The 19,235-nt window shown below is 66.6% G+C and carries 21 protein-coding genes; 7 read left to right on the forward strand and 14 right to left on the reverse strand.

Annotated elements, in window-relative coordinates; all coding sequences use genetic code 11:
- Nucleotides 1–45: 45 nt before the first annotated feature.
- The 4 genes from R3F42_04555 to purE are packed head-to-tail and all read right to left on the reverse strand — an operon-like array spanning nt 46 to nt 3,049.
- Complete coding sequence (locus tag R3F42_04555; protein ID MEZ5541295.1) at nt 46–969, reverse strand: HPP family protein; 924 nt, start codon at nt 967–969, stop codon at nt 46–48.
- Between the two features lie 8 nt (nt 970–977).
- Nucleotides 978–1,373 (reverse strand): hypothetical protein, encoded by a 396-nt coding sequence (locus tag R3F42_04560; GenBank protein MEZ5541296.1) that lies wholly within the window; start codon nt 1,371–1,373, stop codon nt 978–980.
- Between the two features lie 54 nt (nt 1,374–1,427).
- Entirely contained in the window at nt 1,428–2,555 is a 1,128-nt protein-coding gene (locus R3F42_04565; GenBank protein ID MEZ5541297.1) for a 5-(carboxyamino)imidazole ribonucleotide synthase, read from the reverse strand.
- Nucleotides 2,552–3,049 carry a 5-(carboxyamino)imidazole ribonucleotide mutase gene (purE, locus tag R3F42_04570; protein ID MEZ5541298.1) on the reverse strand — a complete coding sequence of 166 codons (498 nt, stop codon included), beginning with the start codon at nt 3,047–3,049 and terminating at the stop codon, nt 2,552–2,554. Before purE ends, R3F42_04565 begins: the two co-directional genes overlap by 4 nt.
- 153 nt (nt 3,050–3,202) lie before the next feature.
- Here purE and R3F42_04575 point away from each other — a divergent pair, with 153 nt between their 5' ends.
- Nucleotides 3,203–4,108 (forward strand): phosphoribosylaminoimidazolesuccinocarboxamide synthase, encoded by a 906-nt coding sequence (locus tag R3F42_04575; protein MEZ5541299.1) that lies wholly within the window; start codon nt 3,203–3,205, stop codon nt 4,106–4,108.
- A 51-nt stretch (nt 4,109–4,159) separates the two neighbouring features.
- Nucleotides 4,160–4,549, forward strand: a complete 390-nt coding sequence (locus R3F42_04580) for a DUF302 domain-containing protein (GenBank protein ID MEZ5541300.1) — start codon at nt 4,160–4,162, stop codon at nt 4,547–4,549.
- 184 nt (nt 4,550–4,733) lie between these two features.
- Here the strand turns inward: R3F42_04580 and R3F42_04585 are convergent, their stop codons facing one another.
- Nucleotides 4,734–5,639: an HDOD domain-containing protein gene (locus tag R3F42_04585; GenBank protein MEZ5541301.1), complete on the reverse strand. Its 906-nt coding sequence runs from the start codon at nt 5,637–5,639 to the stop codon at nt 4,734–4,736.
- A 326-nt stretch (nt 5,640–5,965) separates the two neighbouring features.
- Here R3F42_04585 and R3F42_04590 point away from each other — a divergent pair, with 326 nt between their 5' ends.
- Together R3F42_04590 and R3F42_04595 are read left to right on the forward strand one after the other, a co-directional pair.
- The gene (locus R3F42_04590) at nt 5,966–6,298 is read left to right on the forward strand and encodes a hypothetical protein (protein MEZ5541302.1); all 333 of its coding nucleotides are present in this window, start codon (nt 5,966–5,968) and stop codon (nt 6,296–6,298) included.
- Complete coding sequence (locus R3F42_04595; protein MEZ5541303.1) at nt 6,299–6,919, forward strand: hypothetical protein; 621 nt, start codon at nt 6,299–6,301, stop codon at nt 6,917–6,919. It abuts the gene before it with no gap.
- Between the two features lie 271 nt (nt 6,920–7,190).
- On the opposite strand, the gene gshA is transcribed toward R3F42_04595, so the two are convergent.
- The gene (gene gshA, locus R3F42_04600) at nt 7,191–8,768 is read right to left on the reverse strand and encodes a glutamate--cysteine ligase (protein MEZ5541304.1); all 1,578 of its coding nucleotides are present in this window, start codon (nt 8,766–8,768) and stop codon (nt 7,191–7,193) included.
- A 235-nt stretch (nt 8,769–9,003) separates the two neighbouring features.
- Here gshA and fnr point away from each other — a divergent pair, with 235 nt between their 5' ends.
- Nucleotides 9,004–9,777 (forward strand): fumarate/nitrate reduction transcriptional regulator Fnr, encoded by a 774-nt coding sequence (gene fnr / locus R3F42_04605; GenBank protein MEZ5541305.1) that lies wholly within the window; start codon nt 9,004–9,006, stop codon nt 9,775–9,777.
- A gap of 71 nt (nt 9,778–9,848) precedes the next feature.
- On the opposite strand, the gene hemN is transcribed toward fnr, so the two are convergent.
- The 8 genes from hemN to R3F42_04645 form a co-directional block, all read right to left on the reverse strand.
- The gene (gene hemN / locus R3F42_04610) at nt 9,849–11,240 is read right to left on the reverse strand and encodes an oxygen-independent coproporphyrinogen III oxidase (protein MEZ5541306.1); all 1,392 of its coding nucleotides are present in this window, start codon (nt 11,238–11,240) and stop codon (nt 9,849–9,851) included.
- Between the two features lie 435 nt (nt 11,241–11,675).
- On the reverse strand, nt 11,676–12,113 hold the full coding sequence (locus R3F42_04615) for a CBS domain-containing protein (GenBank protein MEZ5541307.1): 438 nt from the start codon (nt 12,111–12,113) through the stop codon (nt 11,676–11,678).
- 45 nt (nt 12,114–12,158) lie between these two features.
- Nucleotides 12,159–13,160: a hydrogenase expression/formation protein HypE gene (hypE, locus tag R3F42_04620; protein MEZ5541308.1), complete on the reverse strand. Its 1,002-nt coding sequence runs from the start codon at nt 13,158–13,160 to the stop codon at nt 12,159–12,161.
- A 44-nt stretch (nt 13,161–13,204) separates the two neighbouring features.
- Nucleotides 13,205–15,604, reverse strand: coding sequence for a carbamoyltransferase HypF (hypF, locus tag R3F42_04625; protein MEZ5541309.1), 2,400 nt, complete (start codon nt 15,602–15,604; stop codon nt 13,205–13,207).
- Nucleotides 15,532–16,656 carry a hydrogenase formation protein HypD gene (gene hypD / locus R3F42_04630; protein MEZ5541310.1) on the reverse strand — a complete coding sequence of 375 codons (1,125 nt, stop codon included), beginning with the start codon at nt 16,654–16,656 and terminating at the stop codon, nt 15,532–15,534. Before hypD ends, hypF begins: the two co-directional genes overlap by 73 nt.
- Complete coding sequence (gene hypB / locus R3F42_04635) at nt 16,653–17,453, reverse strand: hydrogenase nickel incorporation protein HypB (GenBank protein ID MEZ5541311.1); 801 nt, start codon at nt 17,451–17,453, stop codon at nt 16,653–16,655. The genes hypD and hypB overlap by 4 nt, the downstream gene beginning before the upstream one ends.
- Before the next feature lie 53 nt (nt 17,454–17,506).
- Entirely contained in the window at nt 17,507–17,908 is a 402-nt protein-coding gene (locus R3F42_04640; GenBank protein ID MEZ5541312.1) for a hydrogenase maturation nickel metallochaperone HypA, read from the reverse strand.
- Complete coding sequence (locus tag R3F42_04645; GenBank protein ID MEZ5541313.1) at nt 17,901–18,131, reverse strand: HypC/HybG/HupF family hydrogenase formation chaperone; 231 nt, start codon at nt 18,129–18,131, stop codon at nt 17,901–17,903. Before R3F42_04645 ends, R3F42_04640 begins: the two co-directional genes overlap by 8 nt.
- 149 nt (nt 18,132–18,280) lie before the next feature.
- On the opposite strand from R3F42_04645, the gene R3F42_04650 reads away from it, so the two are divergent.
- Nucleotides 18,281–18,808 (forward strand): HyaD/HybD family hydrogenase maturation endopeptidase, encoded by a 528-nt coding sequence (locus R3F42_04650; GenBank protein MEZ5541314.1) that lies wholly within the window; start codon nt 18,281–18,283, stop codon nt 18,806–18,808.
- 11 nt (nt 18,809–18,819) lie between these two features.
- Entirely contained in the window at nt 18,820–19,221 is a 402-nt protein-coding gene (locus R3F42_04655) for a hydrogenase expression/formation C-terminal domain-containing protein (protein ID MEZ5541315.1), read from the forward strand.
- Nucleotides 19,222–19,235: the final 14 nt, after the last annotated feature.

Below are 19,235 nucleotides of genomic sequence, written 5' to 3' on the forward strand. Positions count from 1 at the left end.
CTCAGCCCCGGTGTGCCGGATGGTGCCCGTCGCGGGCAACGGTGGTCATGGCACGCGCTTCCAGCTCGTTTCCTCGCGCTCGAGCTCGTAGCTTGCCCAGCGGGCAAAATCGGTGCGGGTGACGACGCCGGAGCTGCGCAGGCCCTTGCCGGCGACAACCTTGAATACCACCATGTCCTTGTCGGGGTCGACATGATGGGATTCGTCGACGATCTGGCGCACCGACCAATCCGCGCCGAAGGCGCCGTTGCTGTAGTAATGCCCGAGGCCGATCTGGTCGGCGTGCAACCGGCGCCGGTCGGCCTGGCCCGTGGCCAGCTCGTAGATGCGCAGCAAGTCGTGTTCGGAGACATCGATGAACGAATCGATCTGGGCCAGGGCCGCAACCAGGTCGGAATGCTCGATGGGCGTGCGCTCGGCTACCGCGACGGGTGCCTCCTCCGGTATCAGCCAGGCGGGATAGCGGCGCCACTTGAACAGGTAGTTGAACAGGACCGCGACCGCCAGGATGACCAGCACGTTTTCGAGTACCGGCGTGAGCGCGAAGCGATAGCCCAGTGCGTGCGTGGTTTCCCCGCCGATCACCGCGGCCAGTGCCGTGGCGCCGCCGGGGGGGTGAATGCAGCGCAGGTAGTGCATCGCGCCGATCGCCAGGCCGACCGCCAGGCTGGCTGCGGCGATGGTGTGCGGGACCAGCTGGTAGCAGGTCACGCCGATCAGGGCGGAGACGAGGTGACCGCCGAACACGTTCCAGGGCTGTGACAGCGCGCCGTGCGGCACCGCGAACAGGAGCACGGCGCTGGCACCCATGGAAGGCACGATCAGCACGGCAGTGCGTGGATCGAGGTGCTGCGCCGAAACCAACAGGATGGCCAGGATCGAGACACCGCCACCCAGCGCCGAGACCAGTCGCTCGGTGTGGCTGACCGAGCCGCCGAGGGCATCGAACAGGCGCGCGAACAGGGTCACGGCCGCTGCTAGGTGCCGAGGATGTAACCGAGCGCGAGGCCGCCGAGCACGCCCTCGACCAGGCTGGCGATGAGCCAGGTTACCGCCATGTCGTGCGGCAGGGGCATGAAGGCGTACATGCCATAGCCGAACGAGATGCCGCCGGCGAGCCCGAACAGCGCCCCGTACAGGATCGCGCTGCGGACTGAGCGCGGTACGACGAGCAGGCTGTAGATGGCGCAGAACAGCACGGCGCTGCACAGTACGACCACGGTATGCAGGCCCAGCATCGCCTCGCCTGCGGGTCGCCACAGTTGCGCGGTGTCGCGGTAGGCATCGGCGAGGATGACGCCATGGAACAGGTAGTCGGCACCGCTCCAGAGCACGAACACGGTGATACTCGCCAGCAGGAATCTTCCAATCATGGTGCTTCCTCCGCGCGGGGTTGAAAGGTTGCGGGCCTGGTGCCGCCGCCCGTATCAGAATCCGAGGCGATCGCGTATGCGGGTCGCCAGCAGCAGGGCGCTGTCCACGTCGCCCGCCAGGCAATTATAGTGGCCCATCTTGCGTCCCGGGCGCGCCTCGTGCTTGCCGTACAGCAGCAGATGCGCATACGGCTCCCCGAGCACATGCTCCCATGCCGGCTCGCCATGCTGCCAGATATCGCCGAGCAGGTTGGTCATCACCACCGGTGAGAGCAGTTCGCCGGCGCCGGGCGGCAGCCCGCACATGCAGCGTACCTGCTGCTCGAACTGGGTGGTCACGCAGGCATCGAGGGTGTAGTGGCCGCTGTTGTGCGGTCGCGTCGCCATCTCGTTGACGAGCAGGGTGCCCGCGTGGGTCACGAAGAACTCGACGGCCAGTACACCGCAGTAGTCGAGCGCCGCGGCCATGCGGCGGGTCATTGCGACGGCCTGTTTGCTCAGCGTGTCATCGATACGGGCGGGTACCAGCGTGGTATCCAGTATGCCGTTGACATGGCGGTTTTCCCCGACCGGGTAGTCGACCAGCGTGCCGTCGGCGCCGCGGGCCACGATCACAGAGATCTCACAGGCGAGCTCCACGACCTCCTCCAGGATGCAGCTGCGGTTGCCCAGCTGTTCGAAGGCGAGCTCGGCCTCTGCCAGCGTAGCGACCTGGATCTGGCCCTTGCCGTCGTAGCCCAGGGTCGCCGTCTTCAGCAGCAGCGGGGGGGCGAGCGCAGCGAATGCCTCTTCGAGATCGCTGCTGTCGAAAACGGCGACGAACGGCGCGGTGGGCAGGCCGTGTTCCTCGCAGAAACCCTTCTCGCTGATGCGGTCCTGGGCGATACGCACCGCCGCGGCATTCGGCCGGACCGGGCAGAACCGCTGCAGGTACTCGAGACTGGTGGCCGGGACGTTCTCGAACTCGGTGGTGATCGCCGCGCATTCGTCGCCCAGCAGCTGCAGTGCGGCGTGATCGCCATAGCCGGCCTGGATGTGCTGGCTGGCGATGCGCCCGGCCGGACTGTGCGGGTCCGGATCGAGCACGACCACCTGGTAGCCCATGCTGTGCGCGGCCAGCGTGAACATGCGGCCGAGTTGCCCGCCGCCGAGGACTCCCAGTGTGGCGCCGGGCAGGATCATGTCGGCGGCGGCAGCTGCATGTCGTGGACGCTCGCTTCCAGCTCGCGGCGGTAGCGTTCCAGCCGCGCGGCCAGCGCGGTGTCGGAGACCGCCAGGATGCCGATCGCGGCCAGGGCCGCGTTGGCCGCGCCTGGCTCGCCGATCGCGAAGGTCGCCACGGGTATGCCGCGCGGCATCTGCACGATCGACAGCAGGGAGTCCATGCCCTTGAGGTAGCGCGAGGGCACCGGTACGCCCAGCACCGGCAGGGTGCACTTGGCTGCCAGCATGCCGGGAAGATGGGCGGCGCCGCCGGCGCCGGCGATGATGCAGGCCAGCCCGCGCGCGCGCGCGCCGCTCGCGTACTCGAACAGCAGGTCGGGCGTGCGATGCGCCGAAACCACGCGCTGCTCGAACGGAACCTGGAACTGGGTCAGCACGTCCGCGGCGTGTTGCATGATCTCCCAGTCGCTGCTGCTGCCCATGACCAGGCCCACGCGAGGTGCTTCGCTCATGATGCTATCCAGTTGTAGAGAAAACGAAAGCAGGTCATTTTAACACCCCTGCCCGGCGCCGAAACAGGTGAGAGGGGGGGATTTTTTCCGCCCCGGGCCCCGGCCGGCGGGTTCTGCCTGTACAATGCGCGGATTGCGACGCCGGAGCCCGGAATGCGAGCGACCTTGTACGAATCCCGCCTGACCAGCCTGCCGCTGCTGCTGCGCGGGAAGGTGCGTGACGTGTACGCCGTTGGCGAGGACCACCTGCTGATCGTCACCACCGACCGGTTGTCGGCCTTCGACGTGGTGCTGCCGGATCCGGTGCCGGGTAAGGGTGCGGTACTGACCGCGGTCTCGAACTTCTGGTTCGGCTTCACCCGTGGGATCGTCGCGAATCACCTGGCCGACCTGCCGCTGGAGGCGGTGCTGCCGGATCCGCGCGAGCGTGCCGAGGTGGAGGGGCGCGCCGTCGTGGTACGCCGGATGCGGGCCTTGCCGGTCGAGGCGATCGTGCGCGGCTACCTGATCGGCTCGGGCTGGAAGGACTATCAGGCCAGCGGGCGCGTCTGCGGCATCGCGCTGCCACCCGGCCTGCGGCTGGCGGATCGCCTGCCGGAGCCGATATTTACACCCTCGACCAAGGCCGATGCCGGGGCGCACGATATCAATATCGATTACGCGCGCACGCGGGAACTGCTGGGCGATGAGCTTGCCGCGCAGGTGCGCGATGTGAGCCTGCGGGTCTACAGCGCCTGTGCGGCCTACGCGCTGGAACGCGGCATCATCATTGCCGACACCAAGTTCGAGTTCGGTGTCGATGACAGCGGCGGACTCGTGCTGATCGACGAGATCCTGACCCCGGATTCGTCGCGGTTCTGGCCGGCCGACAGCTACCGGCCCGGCGCCAGTCCGGTCAGCTTCGACAAGCAGTACGTGCGCGATTACCTCGAGACGCTGGACTGGGACAAGACCGCGCCCGGCCCGCACCTACCCGAGGAAATCCTGGCAAGGACAGCGGCCAAGTACCGCGAGGCCCAGCAGCGGCTGACCGGCGCCGCGCTCCCGGCGCCGGCATGACCCGGGCGCCGCCGGTCAGAACACTCAGACGCAAACGGGAGATCTCGGCTTATGTACGGCTTCAATGTTTCGGTAACGGGCGATCTGCAGGCGGTGCGCGAGCAGGTGACGGCCGCCTTGCAGCAGGAAGGTTTCGGTGTGCTGACCGAGATCGATGTGGCCGCGACGCTGAAGAAGAAACTCGGCGTCGAGCGCAGGCCGTACGTGATCCTCGGTGCCTGTAACCCGGTACTGGCCCATCAGGCGCTCGAGGCCGATCCCGATATCGGCCTGCTGCTGCCGTGCAACGTGGTGCTGCGCGAGGAAGCGGACGGCACCATCACCGTCGGCTTCATGGATCCTGCGGCCGTGCTCGGGCTGGTGGAGCGGGACGGTGTGGCACAGCTCGCCAGCGAGGTGCGCGGCAGGCTGGAACGGGTGCGCGACGCCCTGCGGCAGTAGCGCAGCGCCTTGCGCCCGGGATCCGTAACCGCTCGTAATATTCCACCTGAGCCGGATTGCAGTCGCAACGCCGTGGAGCCGTGCGGTTGTCGCGCCTGCCCATGCGGCTAACGGTTGCGCCACGCGCCTTGCCGGACGTGAATAATCGTCACGGGCACTACCGCGCGGATTAGCGTTACCGGTTCTACGCGGGCAGCCCCAGCATGGCGAACTGCCGGTCTGCCTCGGCCAATATCCCGGGGACCGCTGCCTGGAGTTCGGTCAGGCTGATGAACGGATCAGTCTCGAGCAGTGCTGAGCAGCGTGCGCCGATTGCCGCGCCGGTTGCCGCGCCGTCGGCTGGCTGCCGTGTCGCCTGCAGCGCGGCCATGCTCAGATTGTCGGCCAGCCGCGTGATTCTGACCAGGTTTCTCAGGTTCGCGTGCGCGCTACCGTCCGCGGCGATATCCAGCTCGTGATGCGACCTGACGACGCTGACGATGGGTTCCGGCAACTGCCACTTGCGGCAGATGCGCCAGCCCAGCTGGGTGTGATCGTAGCCGCAGATTTCCTGTTCACTGGCGATGAGCTGCCCGGCTGAGTCCCAGTCGTTTTCATCGAGGGTGCGCAGCACATGGTGCGCCGTCCTGATGAGGATGAAGCGCCCGATATCGTGCAGCAGGCCGGCCAGGAAGGCATCATCGGGGTTGACCTGCAGGTCCTTGCCCAGGACGGCGACCGCGCGCGCGGCCTGTGCGACCTGTATCGAATGCAGCCACAAGTCGCGCGCCTCGCTGCTGCTCGGCACGAAAATTCTCATGACCGCCATGGAGGTGACCAGTGCCGCGATCTGCGCGGTGCCAAGCCGGATGATGGCGGTTTTGAGATTGGTGATCGGCGTGCGCGTGGCCAGCGCACTGGAATTGGCGATCCTGATCAGGCGGACGGCAAAGGTCGGATCCTGCCCGGCGAGCCGGGTGATGTCATCGAAATAGTCCGCGGACTCCCGGTTGAGGGACAGCATCTTCACGGCCACCACCGGCAGCAGCGGCAATTCCCGCAGCTGTTCCTCGATATCTGCGCAGACGGGTGCTGTGTCGGTAGCGTCCATGTCGTCCTGCTCCGTCATCCCTGTTGTCAGCCGCCGGCCGGCGCCGGTTGCTGCGGAGCGCTGTCATACTAGTCAGGGCCTGACAGCCTGTCATTAATACACACGTACTAGAACCTATCTCACCATTCCATGCGACAGCGACCATTGCAGTTTCGCATGCCGGTGTCCTGCGGCGCTGGGCATGTGACGACAGGTGCCGGATCTGTCCGCTATTCCCGTACGGAGTGCAGGGCAACCCGGGCGCGCGACATTGTCGATCGGGGTCCGGCGGCGCGCGCACGAATTTTGTATACTCCCGACGAGCAACGATTAGCGGGTGTTCTGACATGTCCGTTCCGCGCGTCACCATAGCCTGGGAACAGGCCTCGGAGCCGCTGCGCAAGCGCGCCCCGACCCACGACGAGCATGGCCGCCCGCTGGGCGATTTCATGATGCTGATACCGGGCTTGCGCGACAAGCCCAGGCACCAGGTGGACAGCACCCTCCAGGACGTGCACATCGCGCTGACGCATTACAGCCACGCCGTGGTGTTCGCGGAGTTCAATCTCAGGCTCAACCTGCTGTGGGTGTCGGTGCGTGCCATCCAGGGCATCCGGCTGGAAATTGCGGACGCGATCCAGCGCCTCGTCCCCGAGGCGAAGCTCATCTCGCACATCTAAATGAGTGCCATCCATGCAGCGGTCCTGATCCTGCAGGCCGTGTCGGGCGCGCTGGTCGGTGCGGTGCTGTTCTATCTGCTCGGATCGCTGCTGGTGCGGCACTGGATCCGCATCGATGCCTACCAGCTGGCGCTGTTCATGACCGTCGCCTTCCTGGTCGCGATCGTCTGCGAGGTCTGCCTCGGCAGGCTCTATTACCTGTTCAGCGGGGAGCCGCTGTGGCAGTACCGGGTCTGGCCGATCCATGGCGGCTACACCTCGGCGCTCAATTTCATCGTCTGGCCGGTCTATGGCTATTACCTCTACTTCCTGCACCAGGTGCTGCGGCTGCGGCGCATCGCCATCCGGCCGCGCTGGCTGCAGGGTATCGTGGCCGGGTTCGACGGGCCGGTACTGGAGATTCTCGCCAACGGCTTCTTCCTGCTCTGCTACGGCACCTTTTATTTCTACTACCTGCCGGGCGACCTGCGTCACTACACCTCGCTGCGGGTGATCCCCCTGTACATGATCATGGGCATCATTCTCAACCTGCTGCTCGAATACCTGCGCCGGCAACCGCCGCGCTGGCACTATCCGGCCGGGTGCTATCTGGCAGGCGTGTGCTTTGTGCTGGCGGGCTGAGCACGGGCATCGTTCTCATTGCCTGGTTCGCGCCTAGACGCGCGGGAAAGAGCAGCAATATTCCAGCCCCGATCTCGGCGCAGCCAGCGGCTGTCCGCGGCACAGGCACTCCGGTCCGGGCGGTGGCGGGCGCGCATTGCCGGTGCAGATTTTCAATTCCTATGCGCGACCGCGGTCTCCGTGGCATTGCCGCTGATTGCTTTGCGTCCCGGCGCGGGTTGCTTGTGATTTGCTCTGCTGCCGTTGCGCGCGGGGAATGATGCGCTAGGTTCTAGAGCGTCTGCGCGAAATATTCCTGCAGAAAATCGTCGAATGACTGGGTCTCGGCCTGTTCCAGTGCCTGCTGTTCCTCCAGTGACTGGATGACGCTGGTGTCGAAGATCCGGGTTTGTGCGGCATCGGGTGCAAGCTTCAGGAAATACTGCTGGTGCCGGGTCGACATGCGCCTGGCGAAATCGAAGTAACCCTCGCCGTGCTCGTCCATTTCAGCCAGCACGCGCGCGGAGAAGGTGAGATCCGGGTCGCGGATCGCGGCGGACTGGCGCTCAAGCGCGTCACGGTACGGGGTGCCGGCGACATGCGCATCAAGCAGTTCGGCGCAGCCGGCCATGGATTCGCACAGCTCGCTGCCCCAATCGCGCAGCGTCATGTTGCCACCGGCGTGCGCCAGAACGAGTCCGGGTTCGCGCCCGCGATAGCAGACCGCATCCAGGTTGACGTCGATGTCGCGGCTTTCCTCCCGGCTGATGGGGGGGCTGTCGGCGAGCAGGCAGAACAGCATGAAGGTTTCCAGGAAGCGGCACTGGGTCTCGTCGATGCCGCGCGGATCGAAGGGGTTGATGTCGAGCGAGCGCAGTTCGATATAGCGCACGCCGCGGCGCGCCAGCGCGTGGGTCGGTTTCTCGTTGCCGACTGGCAGCTGCTTGGGGCGCACCGAGCTGTAGTACTCGTTCTCGATCTGCAGCATGTTGGCGTTCAGCTGGCGATAGTCGCCGGCCACCTTCACGCCGATCTCGGCGTAGCGCGGACAGGGTGTGGTGATGGCGCGGCTGAGGCTGGCGACGTAGGCATCGACGCTGTCGTAGCTGGCCTTGAAGCCGAGTTCCGCCTCGCGCGAGTTCTGGTAGCCGATGTCGCACATGCGCAGCGAGGTGGCATATGGACCGTAGTAGCTGCCCTCGTTGTAGATCACCAGCCGGGGCGCGGGCTGGCCGCACAGAAAGGATTTGCAGACTGCCGGTGAGGCGCCGAACAGGTAGGGTACCAGCCAGCCATGCCGCAGCAGGTTGCGAATGGTATGAAAATACTGATCGGCGATGAATGCCTGCAGCGGGCGGTCGTCATCCTGCACGGACTGCCAGGCCGGCCACAGCACCTGCGGAAAGGAGTAGTTGTAATGGGTGCCGGCGATCACCTGCATGACCTTGCCGTAGCGGTACCCCAGGCCGCGCCGGTATACCGTCTTCATCATGCCGAGGTTGGAGTGGCCGTATTGTGCGATGGGAATACCGGCTTCGCCCTGCACCACGCACGGCATGCTTCCCGACCAGAGCAGCTCGTCGTCGAGGCGCTGGTAGACGAACTGCTGCAGCTGGGCGAGGAAAGCCAGCGCCGGTTCCGGTCCCGCGAATGGCGGGGTGATCAGTTCCAGTAGCGCCTCGGAGTAATCCGTGGTGATCCACGGGTGCATCAGCGCCGAACCGAGACCGGCCGGATGCGGTGTCTGCGCGATCACCCCGTCGGGTCCCACGCGCAGACTCTCCTTCTCGATGCCGGTCAGGCCACCGGAAAAGCCGTCGGGACGTAATTCCAGCAGGCGATTCAGTTTATCAGTCGGGATGGAAATCAAGGCGTTATATCTCCGCGGCGCGCTGCCGGCCGCTATGGTCGGCGGGTATTGTAGTTTGCTTTCCCCGGCTTGTGATGTATAAATACAATATAAACAAATAAATACTCGACAATACGCCGGCCTGCCAGCACAGTGGGGCAGCTGTGGAAGTCGCAGGCAGGACTACTATAACGAGTCGTGAGACGGGGTGTAACACACCGGCCTGCCGTCATCACGTGGTTGTGGGACCGACATTATGCCGAAGAAGAGCAAGACCCTGAATCTCGAAGAGCTCAAGGTCTCTTGCAAGGACTGCTCACTGGCCGATCTGTGTCTGCCGCACGGTATGAGTGCGGAAGAGCTGAACCGGCTGGAATCCATCGTACTGCATCATCAGCCGGTGCAACCCGGACAGCATCTGTTCCGCTCCGGCGACAAGAGCAGGGCGCTGTTCGCGCTTCGCTCCGGTGCGCTGAAATCGTATTGCATCACCGAGGACGGTGAGGAACAGGTGCTCGGCTTCACCCTGCCCGGCGAGCTGACTGGCATGGACGGCCTGAGCGGCGGAACCTATGCCAGCGCCTCGGTCGCGCTGGAGACCTCCAGCATCTGCGAACTGCCGTTTCACAAGCTGGAGGGATTGTGCAGCGAGCTGCCCAGTCTGCACCGGCAGATGATGCACGTGATGGCCAGGGAAATCACGTCCGATCAGCACATGCTGATGCTGCTCGGCAAGCGCACTGCCGAGGAACGCCTGGCCTCATTCCTGCTCAGCCTGTCGACGCGCTATCACCAGCGCGGCCTTTCGGCCACCGAGTTCAACCTGCCCATGTCCCGCCAGGACATCGGCAACTACCTCGGGCTGGCCATCGAGACCGTCAGCCGCTTGTTTGCCCATTTCCAGGAGAAGGGCATCGTGCAGGTCAATCGCCGGCGCGTGATCATCACCGATCTCGACCGGATCAAGGCCATGGTGGAGCCGTGCGTGCAGACCAACATGGCGGCGATCAGCCTGGCTCCCGTCTCCTAAACCCGGCGAGAACATGGGCCTGGCTCTGGCGCGCCAGAGCCCGCGCGGCGTTACCTCTGCCCGTCGGTGACTCAGATCACCTTGGAAAAGGTGGTGTGGCTGCCGCCGCCATGCAGGTAGCGGTCGAACACCATGCAGATGTTGCGCACCAGCAGCCGGCCTGCCGGCAGCACCACCAGGCGTTTGCCGTCGATACTGAGCAGACCGTCCTCTTGCATGCGTCTCAGCTCGATGTATTCATGCCTGAAGTAGCGCGCGAAATCGAACCGCCAGCTTGCTTCCAGCGCCGTGATATCAAGCCGGAAGTCGCACAGCAGCCGCGAGATGATTTCACGTCGCAGCAGATCGTCCGGCTCCAGTTCCAGGCCGCGTTCCAGCGGCAGCCGTCCTGCCGCCAGCAGTTCACTGTAGCGGTCCAGGTCGCGGGTGTTCTGGATGTAGTTGTCGCAGACGCGTCCGATGGCGGCTACGCCCAGCCCGATCAGGTCGCAATCGACGCGGGTCGAGTAGCCCTGGAAATTCCGGTGCAGGGTACCGTTGCGCTGCGCCACTGCCAGTTCGTCTTCCGGCCTGGCGAAGTGGTCCATGCCGATATAGACAAAGCCCGCCTCGGTCAGATCAGCGATACTCCGCTGCAGGATATCCAGCCTGATGTCGCTGGATTCCAGCGCGTCCCGGCCGCTGCCCTGCTGCGGCCTGAAACGGTCGGGCAGGTGCGCACAGTCGTAGACGGCGATACGGTCCGGCTGCAGTTCGATGACCTGGTGCAGGGTTTGCGCGAAGCTGGCGGCTGTCTGCTGCGGCAGCCCGTACATCAGGTCGATGTTGATCGACCTGTAACCCAGCGCGCGGGCATGCCTGAACGTGGCGCGGGCGAGTTCCATGCACTGGCTGCTGCTGACTGCCTGCAGCAGGCCGGGCTCGCTAACCTGCAGCCCGATGCTGACATGGTTGAAACCGATGTTGCGCAGCACGGTCAGTTTGTCGTGCTCCACCGCGTGCGCATCTACGTCGATGCAATACTCACCGCCGTCGTCGTAGCGCAGTGCAAAATGCCTGCGCGTGGTCTGCATCAGTTCGCGGCATTGCGCTGCGGTCAGGAATGCCGCTGTGCCGCCGCCCCAGTGCAACTGCTCTACGACGCGATCGCGATCGAACAGCGGTGCCTGCAGGGCTAGCTCGCGGCAGAGGTTGTGCAGATAGTCCGCTGCGCGTACACGGCCCTGCGTCAGCGCACTGCCGCCGGGGCAGTAGAAGCATGGCGTGTCGCAGAACGGGGTGTGCACATACAGCGACAGCGGGCGCGGGATCGGGTCTTCATTGCTATAGCCCGCCCAGCCCCGGTAGTCGGCTTCCGAGATATCCGCATGAAACTGGGCCACGGTCGGGTAGAAGGTGTAGCGCGGCCCGTTCTGGTCATAGCGCCTGATCAGTGCGGCATCGAATAATATCTGCTGACTCATCACCGGTATACAACATGACTTCCTTCCTTGTGATGAAAGATTCTCCGTCCAAGCCGCACCGCTCATCTTGATATGCATCAACTCGTAAACAAGTTATGGCGCGACCGCGCTCCGGCGCGCATGCGTGCAGCGGTTCCCGCCGTGCGAGTGTGACAGGATGACAGAACGGCGCAGCTGGCCGCGGCGGCGCAAGTGGCTGCTGGCCGGAATTCCCCGCTATATGGAGATTTCGTCTAGCCACGATCCGTCGTGCTGAAGCATTGACCCCGGTCAACTGGAATGTGAAAACACCATCTCCCCGCCCGCCATCTGTGGCGGCGGCCGCATTCCGCACCGTGCGCTGCCGGTGCCAGCGGCCCGGGCCGGCACGCCGGTAGTCGATGCCGGATGCGTGTGCGCGGGTGTTGGGGTGCGGATGCTGCGGGTACTGATCGCTCAGGCAGCCTCGTCACCGCCGTCGTCGCGGGGAAACAGTTCGCGCAGGTATTCGCCGAAGCCGCGGCAGGCATCGGTGCTGGTGAAAACGCCGGCGAGTTTGCCCTTGCGGGTGACCAGCACCGAACCGATGTGCCGCTCCGCCATCGTCAGCAGGACATTGTCCAGCGGCTCGTTGATGTCCACGACGTAGGCGTCGTGGATGTACATGTCGCGCACCCCGGGAGTGTAGCCGGGATCGCCGGGTTGCCGGCCCGCGCGCGCTGATTTGATGTCGCGATCCGTTATCACGCCCACCAGCAGGTGATTGTCCGTGACCGGCAGGTGGCGTACGGCATGTTCCTGCATCAGTGCGAGCGCGGCCTCGGCATCCGCCGTCAGGTCGATGGAATAGGGGAACGGGGTCATCAGCAGCTTCAGTTGCGGTGCATGTTTCATCAGCAAATCCCTGTCATAGTGAATACCTTGGGCTTGGCGCCCGCTTCAGCAGATCCGCGGCAGCGGATCGTCTTCCAGCTCCTCGAGTATGCGCTCGCCGCCGATCGCGGTCCGCATGAGCACGTGCCGGTGCGTGGACTGCATGCGACCGATCAGGGCGGCACCGCCGCCCTGCGGCAGCGCGCGCCAGCGCGCCAGCACGGCGGCGGCATCCGCCGCGCTGACCACCGCGAGTACGCGGCCCTCGCAGGCGAGGTAGAGCGGGTCGTAGCCGAGCATGTCGCAGACCGACTGCACGGGATCGCGCACCGGGATGTCGGGCTGGTGCAGCGTCACGCCGAGGCCGGTGGCGCGCTGGAGTTCGTGGCACACGGTCGCGAGCCCGCCGCGCGTCGGGTCGCGCATGAAGCGCAGGCCGGGAAAGTCGAGCGCGGCCGTGGTGAGCGGCAGCACGCTGGCCGCGTCCGACTCCAGCGTGCCGTGCAGGCCGAACGCCTCGCGCGCGAGCATGACCGCGATGCCATGGTCGCCGACCGGTCCACTGACCAGGAGCAGGTCACCGTCGCGGATCCGGTCGAGCCCGAGCCGGTGCGGATGGCGGATGCCGATACCGGTAGTGGCGAGATACAGCCCGCCACCCTCGCCGCGCCGCACGACCTTGGTGTCGCCGGCGACCACCGCGACGCCGGTCTCCCGCGCGGCTCGCGCCAGGCTGGCGATGATCCGTTCCAGGGTGGCGATCTCCAGGCCTTCCTCGATGAAGGCGTTCAGGCTCAGGTAGCGCGGCGTGGCGCCGGCGACGGCGAGGTCGTTGGTGGTGCCGTGCACGGCCAGGGTGCCGATGTTGCCGCCGGGAAACTCCAGTGGCTGCACGGTGAAACCGTCGGTGGTGAACAGGAGCTCGCCGCCGTCCAGCGCCAGTGGCACGGCGTCGGCCTGGACGTCGAGCCCCGGGTTGGACAGGTGCCGGGCGAAGATCTCGTCGATGAGTTCGCGCATCAGGCGGCCCCCGTTGCCGTGCGCCAGCGAAATGTGGGTCTCCTGCACGCCTGTCTCCCGTTGCACCCTGGTCGGATGCGCGCCGCAGCGCTTCAGTCTGCCAGCGTCGCGCCGTATTCGATCACCTGCCCGAAGCACAGCCCGGCGTCGTTGAGCGGGACCGTGTCGGGCATGGCGGGCGCGAAGCCATCCGCCGCGAGCTGCCGCCACACCTGGTCGGCGAGCACCCGGTTCTGGAAAACGCCACCGCACAGACCGATCGCGCGAACGCCGTGCTGCAGGCGGGCCTGGCGCGCCTGGCGGATGATAGCAGCGCCGAGGCTGGCATGAAAAATCGCGGCCCGGGCGGCGGCCGTGCGGCCGGTGTCGAGCAGCACCGGCAGCAACGGCGCCCAGTCGGTGATCCAGGTGCCCTGCGCATCCGCTGCCAGCGGCAGTTCCAGCGGCTCCGCGGTATCGCTGCACACGGCTTCCAGCAGCATCGGGCCCTGGCCCTCGAAGCTGGCGGTCATGCACACGCCGGTCAGCGCGGCCGCCGCATCGAACAGGCGTCCGGCCGCGCTGGTCTGCGGCGCATTGCTGCCTTGCTGCCAGGCCGCGTGCAGCAGGTCGGCGCCCGCCGGCAGTCCCGGCCACTCCCGGTCGCATTCCCAGCACAAGGCTGCGGCGCTGCGCCAGGGTTCGCGGCCGGCGCGTTCGCCGCCCGGCAGGCGGAACGGCCGCAGGCTGGCGAATCGGCGCCAGTGACCGGGGTGCCCGAGCAGTGCCTCGCCGCCCCACAGGCTGCCGTCCGGGCCGAGGCCGACACCGTCCCAGGTAAACACCAGCGCCGGGTCGTCGCCCGCGGCTGCCGGGCAGGCCGTGGCGGCATGGGCGTGGTGATGGTGGATCCGCGTGTGCGGGCGCGCCTGGCGCGCGGCCCAGCGGGTGCTGGCATAGCCGGCATGGGCGTCGCACACGATATGCGCGGCCTCGACCCGGTAGAGTGCCTGCAGGTCGGCAACGGTCTGCTCGAATACCGTCAGGCTGCGGGCGTTGTCCAGGTCGCCGATGTGCGGCGAGATCACGATGTGGTCCTCCCAGGCCAGCGCGATGGTGTTTTTCATGTGGCCGCCCACCGCCAGCACCGGGTGCGCGAGGGTGAACGGCAACGCGAGCTCCAGCGGCGCGCAGCCGCGTCCTGGGCGCAGCAGCCGGGGCCGCCCCGCAATGACTCGGTAGACCGGATCATCGGCGGGCCGGGCGATCGGCCGGTCGTGGTGCAGGAAGGCGCTGGCGACATGGCCGAGTCGGTCCTCGACCGCGGCATTATCGGTCAGCACCGGTTCGCCGCTGATGTTGGCGGAGGTGGCCACCAGCGCCGCGCCGAAATCGTTGAGCAGCAGATGGTGCAGCGGGCTGTAGGGCAGCATGACACCGATTTCGGCGAGACCGGGTGCAATCAGGTCCGGGAGCGCGGCATCGGGGCGCCTGCGGGCGATGACGAGCGGACGTTGTGCCGAGCGCAGCAGTTCGGCCTCGTCGTCCGCCAGCCGGACGGCTGCGCTGACATGCTGCAGCGGCGCGCCGGCGGGTGCCGGGAACATGACCGCCAGCGGTTTGTGCGGGCGCGGCTTGGTCGCGCGCAGTTGCCGGAGCGCCGCCGCGTTGCCCGCGTCGCACATCAGGTGATAGCCGCCGATGCCCTTGACGGCCAGGATCTCCCCCCTGCGCAGGGCGGCGACCGCGGCTGCCAGCGCCGCGGCGTTGTCGCTGACGGCCGGTCCTGTGGCGCCCTTGAAGACGAGCCGCGGTCCGCACGCCGGGCACGCCACCGGTTCGGCGTGGAAGCGCCGGTCCGCGGGATCCTGGTACTCGGCGGCACACGCGGTGCACATGCCGAAGCCGGCCATGGTCGTGGCCGGACGATCGTAGGGCATGTCTCGGATCAGCGTGAAACGGGGGCCGCACTGGGTGCAGTTGATAAACGGGTAGCGGTAGCGGCGGTCGGCGGGGTCGAACAGTTCGGTCAGGCAAGCGTCGCAGGTATACAGGTCGGGTGGAATGCAGATCCGGGGGTTGTCGCCCGCCGCGCTGGCCCGGATGGAGAAGGTGGCGATCGCGAGCGGCGCGGCGGGGACGCAACTGGCCAGCACGGGACGCGCCAACGGCGGCGCCTCCTGGAACAGGCGGCGCATGAAGGTCTGCAACGCACTGCGCGCGCCCTGCACGTGCAGTTCGACCGTGCCGGTGCGGTTGCGCACCCAGCCGGTCAGTGCCAGTCCCGTGGCGAGGCGGTGGACGAAGGGACGGAAGCCCACGCCCTGGACGCGGCCTTCCAGCACCAGATACAGCGCCGCCGTACCGCCGCTGTCCTGCACATGGGGTGCCTGTTGCCGCATGAGCGCCGGATCGGCGGGGTGCCTCGGCACCCCGGGCGTTACGAGACGGAACTCGCGCGCCCCGCGGGCCGGGCTGGCGTGCGCATGCCGCCGGACCACCAGATGCGGCACGCACCCTCGTCGGACACCATGCAGGGACCGATGGGATGGCGCGGCTGGCAGGCGGCGCCGAACAGGCGACACTCGTTGGGATAAATGCGGCCCAGCACCACCTGCGCGCAGTCGCAGCCGGGTGGCATCGCACCGGCCCGGCGCCGGGCCGCATCGGCGCGGGAACGGAACTGCGCGCGCGCATCGTGCGCACGAGTGGCGCTGTTCAGCACAAAACCGGAACCCGGGATGCTGCCGATGCCGCGCCAGTTGGCGTCAGCCACGTCCATGGCCTGTTGCAGGTGCCGCCGGGCCAGCCGGTTGCCGCCCGGGCGTACGACCTCAGGGTAGCAGTTGTCGAGGAAGCACCTGCCCTCGACCAACTGGCGCAGCGTGGAGTACATGGCGGCGAGCAGGCTTTCCGTGGTGAATCCCGCCACGGCGGCGGGCACCCCGTGGTCCTCGACCACGAATGACCACTCCTCCGGTCCCATGACGGTTGCGACGTGGCCGGGCGCCACCAGCGCGTCGAAGCCCCGGGAGCCGGAGTTGAGCAGCATGGCGACGGCCGGCCACGTTAACCGGCCCGACAGCAGGATGAACAGGTTGTCCGGAACGCCCTCCACCAGCAGGCTCGCAGTTGGCGCCGTGGTGGTCTCGAAACCGGCGGCAAAGAATACCACGGCCCTGCCGGGGTGGGCGCGGGCGATGCCGGCGGCTTCCAGCGGCGAGGCGACCGGGCGGATGTCGGCGCCCTGCGCCCGTGCCGCTTCCAGTGAGCGCGCCTGCGCGCGCGGTACGTTGACCGGTACGCGCAGCATGTCGCCGTAGGCGAGCAGGATGACGTCCTCGTGCAGCGCCAACTGGATCGCCTCGTAGATATCTTCCTCCGGACAGATGCATACCGGGCAGCCGGGGCCGGGGATCAGCTCGATGTTCGGCGGCAGCGCATGGCGCAGGCCGGCTGCGGTGATGGCGCGTTCGTGACCGCCGCACACGTTCATGATCCGTACCCGCTCGGGCAGCGGCAGCGCGCGGATGCGCTCGAGCCAGGCGGCCGCGGTGGTGGTCATGGCGCGCCGGCGCCGGCCCCGCTCTGTGCTGCATCCAGCCGGCCGCTGCGGTGTTCCAGGGCTGCGGTACTTGCCAGCAACCACTCCAGCCAGGCATTCATGCCGGTTCCGCGGCGGGCCGACAACTCGATGACGGGCGCGGCGCTGGCGAGCTCGCGCAGATGGCGCCGCGCGTTGTCGGGGCTGAAATCATCCAGTACGGGCAGCAGGTCGCATTTGCTCAGCAACACCAGGTCGGCGGCGCGAAACATGACCGGATACTTGGCCGGCTTGTCGTCGCCCTCCGGCACCGACAACAGCGTGACGTTGTGGTGCTGGCCGAGGTCGAAACTGGCGGGACAGACCAGGTTGCCGACATTCTCGATGAACACGATATCGGTCTGCGTCAGGTCCAGCCGGTGCAGGGCGTCGTGCACCATATGGGCATCCAGATGGCAGGCGCTGCCGGTCGTGATCTGGATGGCCGTAACGCCATGGCGGCGGATCCGCTCGGCGTCGTTCTCGGTCTCCAGGTCACCCTCGATGACGGCGATGGCGAGTTCCCCGGCGAGGGCGTCGATGGTCGCTTCCAGCAGCGCGGTCTTGCCCGCGCCGGGCGAGGACATCAGGTTGACGGCCAGCACGCCGTGGCGCTCGAAGTGCTGGCGGTTGTGCGCGGCCGTTTGGTCGTTGGCGCTCAGCAGGTTGCGCAATACCGTCACCGATTCGTGGCCTGCCGGGGTCTTCTCGAATTTGCCACCCGGCGCCAGCAGGTGGGCATTGCCATGGGTGACGTTACAGCCGCAGGTGTTGCACATAACCGCTCCGGGTCGTGATGGGTGGATGCGCTGACGCGAAGGAGTCGGCCAGCCTAGCGTTCCGCGTCGATCTCCCGCGCGATGCCGCGCGAGCAGGTCTGGTCGTCGTCGTCGCGGGTAAATTCGAGCGAGGTCAACAGGAGTTCGTCGCCGCTGACCAGCTGGGTGCGCCAGTCGCCGCAGACTCCGCAGACCAGGCGCGAGGGTAGGGCGTCGGTGATGGCCCCGCATTCCCGGCAGCTGACGCGCACCGGCATGGTGCGGACGATCAGCTTGGCGCCATCGGCCACGGTCCCGGCGCTGGCGATATCGAAGGCCTGTTCCAGGAGCGGCGGTTCCACGCCCGACAGCGGGCCGATTTCGATGAAGATCTCGTTGATCTCGCGTGCACGGTGTTCGGCAGCGATTGCTTCGACCTGGTCGATCAGCGCCTGACAGACGGAGAGCTCATGCATCGGACACCTCCAGCATACGATCGTAGATTTCCCATGCGCTGCGCGCTTCCTGGGGGGTGATCTTCTGGATGGCATAGCCGACGTGGACGACGACGAAGTCATCGACGGCAACGCCTTCTTCCTGCAGCATGAACAGGCTGACGTCGCGTTCCACGCCCTTGGCCTCGCAGCGCGCGGTATAGCCGTCAATCGATCGGATCTGCATCGGGATACCCAGACACATGTTTGCCCCCCGGGCTTGTCACATTCAGCTGATGGGTCTAATAAGTAATAGACAATTAAACACGAAACAACAGGGTGGGAATTGATACCCGTCAATAAAGCGTGGTTATCGTTACGGTACAAAGCCCATCAGGGGGAGGAGAGAACAACTTGTCTGCTGCCAAGACTCTGATTCTCGGGATAGGCAACACCCTGCTCTCCGACGAGGGGGTTGGCGTGCACATGCTCGCCTACCTGCGCCGCCATCATCCGGAACTTGCCGATGTCCAGATGCTCGACGGCGGGACCCTTAGCTTCACCCTCGCACCGTACATCGAATCCGCCGGCTACCTGATCGTCATCGATGCCGCCGAATTATTGGCGCCAGCGGGTTCCGTTGAAGTCTTCACCGGAGCGGAGATGGACCGATTTGCCGGTCGCACCAAGCGCAGCGTACACGAGGTCAGCCTGGGCGACCTGCTGGCGATCGCGCACCTCACCGACAGTATGCCCCCGCAGCGCGCGCTGGTGGCGATACAACCCGCCCAGGTCGAGTGGGGACACGATCTCAGCAACCCGGTCAAGCGCGCCCTGCCCCTGGCCGCGCGCCGGGTGCTCACGCTGCTGCACCAGTGGGGTGTGATCGGCCCGGTCGCGATTACCGGCATCCCGCTGTCGGAACCGGCGCCTGCCGGGTGAGTGGCAACGCGATGCAGCATCCAGGCACCCCCGGTTGCGACCCGCAGCACGCCGCTGCGGTAACCGGTAACGTGATCCCGCTGCTGCACGAAATCCGGCACGCCCTGAGCGCGCTGCTCGAGGAGGGGCGGGAGACGACCATCGACCTGCGCAGCCTGCCGCTGGGGCCCGGCGAGGAAGACGAGATCGAACAGCTGCTCGGCTGCGGGGAAGTGCGGGTGGAGCTGTCCGCCCTGGGCCCGAGCGAGATCGTGGAAACGCGCTATCCAGGCGTATGGATCGTTACGCACCATAACACCGACGGCGCCGTCATCGGCAGGTTCATCGAAATCTGCCTGGTGCCGCAGCTGGTCGCCGCGCAGACGGCTGATATCCATGCCGGCCTGGCGGAACTGAACGCACGGCTCAACTGAACAGGCGGGGTCAG

The organism is Pseudomonadota bacterium, assembly GCA_041395565.1.
Lineage (GTDB): Bacteria > Pseudomonadota > Gammaproteobacteria > UBA9214 > UBA9214 > UBA9214.

Bases quoted from the DNA above. Each gene is read 5' to 3' on its own strand.
- R3F42_04560 (MEZ5541296.1), bottom strand. From the start codon at position 1,373: ATGATTGGAAGATTCCTGCTGGCGAGTATCACCGTGTTCGTGCTCTGG.
- R3F42_04565 (MEZ5541297.1), bottom strand. From the start codon at position 2,555: ATGATCCTGCCCGGCGCCACACTGGGAGTCCTCGGCGGCGGGCAACTC.
- purE (MEZ5541298.1), bottom strand. From the start codon at position 3,049: ATGAGCGAAGCACCTCGCGTGGGCCTGGTCATGGGCAGCAGCAGCGAC.
- R3F42_04575 (MEZ5541299.1), top strand. From the start codon at position 3,203: ATGCGAGCGACCTTGTACGAATCCCGCCTGACCAGCCTGCCGCTGCTG.
- R3F42_04580 (MEZ5541300.1), top strand. From the start codon at position 4,160: ATGTACGGCTTCAATGTTTCGGTAACGGGCGATCTGCAGGCGGTGCGC.
- R3F42_04585 (MEZ5541301.1), bottom strand. From the start codon at position 5,639: ATGGACGCTACCGACACAGCACCCGTCTGCGCAGATATCGAGGAACAG.
- R3F42_04590 (MEZ5541302.1), top strand. From the start codon at position 5,966: ATGTCCGTTCCGCGCGTCACCATAGCCTGGGAACAGGCCTCGGAGCCG.
- R3F42_04595 (MEZ5541303.1), top strand. From the start codon at position 6,299: ATGAGTGCCATCCATGCAGCGGTCCTGATCCTGCAGGCCGTGTCGGGC.
- fnr (MEZ5541305.1), top strand. From the start codon at position 9,004: ATGCCGAAGAAGAGCAAGACCCTGAATCTCGAAGAGCTCAAGGTCTCT.
- hemN (MEZ5541306.1), bottom strand. From the start codon at position 11,240: ATGAGTCAGCAGATATTATTCGATGCCGCACTGATCAGGCGCTATGAC.
- R3F42_04615 (MEZ5541307.1), bottom strand. From the start codon at position 12,113: ATGAAACATGCACCGCAACTGAAGCTGCTGATGACCCCGTTCCCCTAT.
- hypD (MEZ5541310.1), bottom strand. From the start codon at position 16,656: ATGACCACCACCGCGGCCGCCTGGCTCGAGCGCATCCGCGCGCTGCCG.
- hypB (MEZ5541311.1), bottom strand. From the start codon at position 17,453: ATGTGCAACACCTGCGGCTGTAACGTCACCCATGGCAATGCCCACCTG.
- R3F42_04640 (MEZ5541312.1), bottom strand. From the start codon at position 17,908: ATGCATGAGCTCTCCGTCTGTCAGGCGCTGATCGACCAGGTCGAAGCA.
- R3F42_04645 (MEZ5541313.1), bottom strand. From the start codon at position 18,131: ATGTGTCTGGGTATCCCGATGCAGATCCGATCGATTGACGGCTATACC.
- R3F42_04655 (MEZ5541315.1), top strand. From the start codon at position 18,820: ATGCAGCATCCAGGCACCCCCGGTTGCGACCCGCAGCACGCCGCTGCG.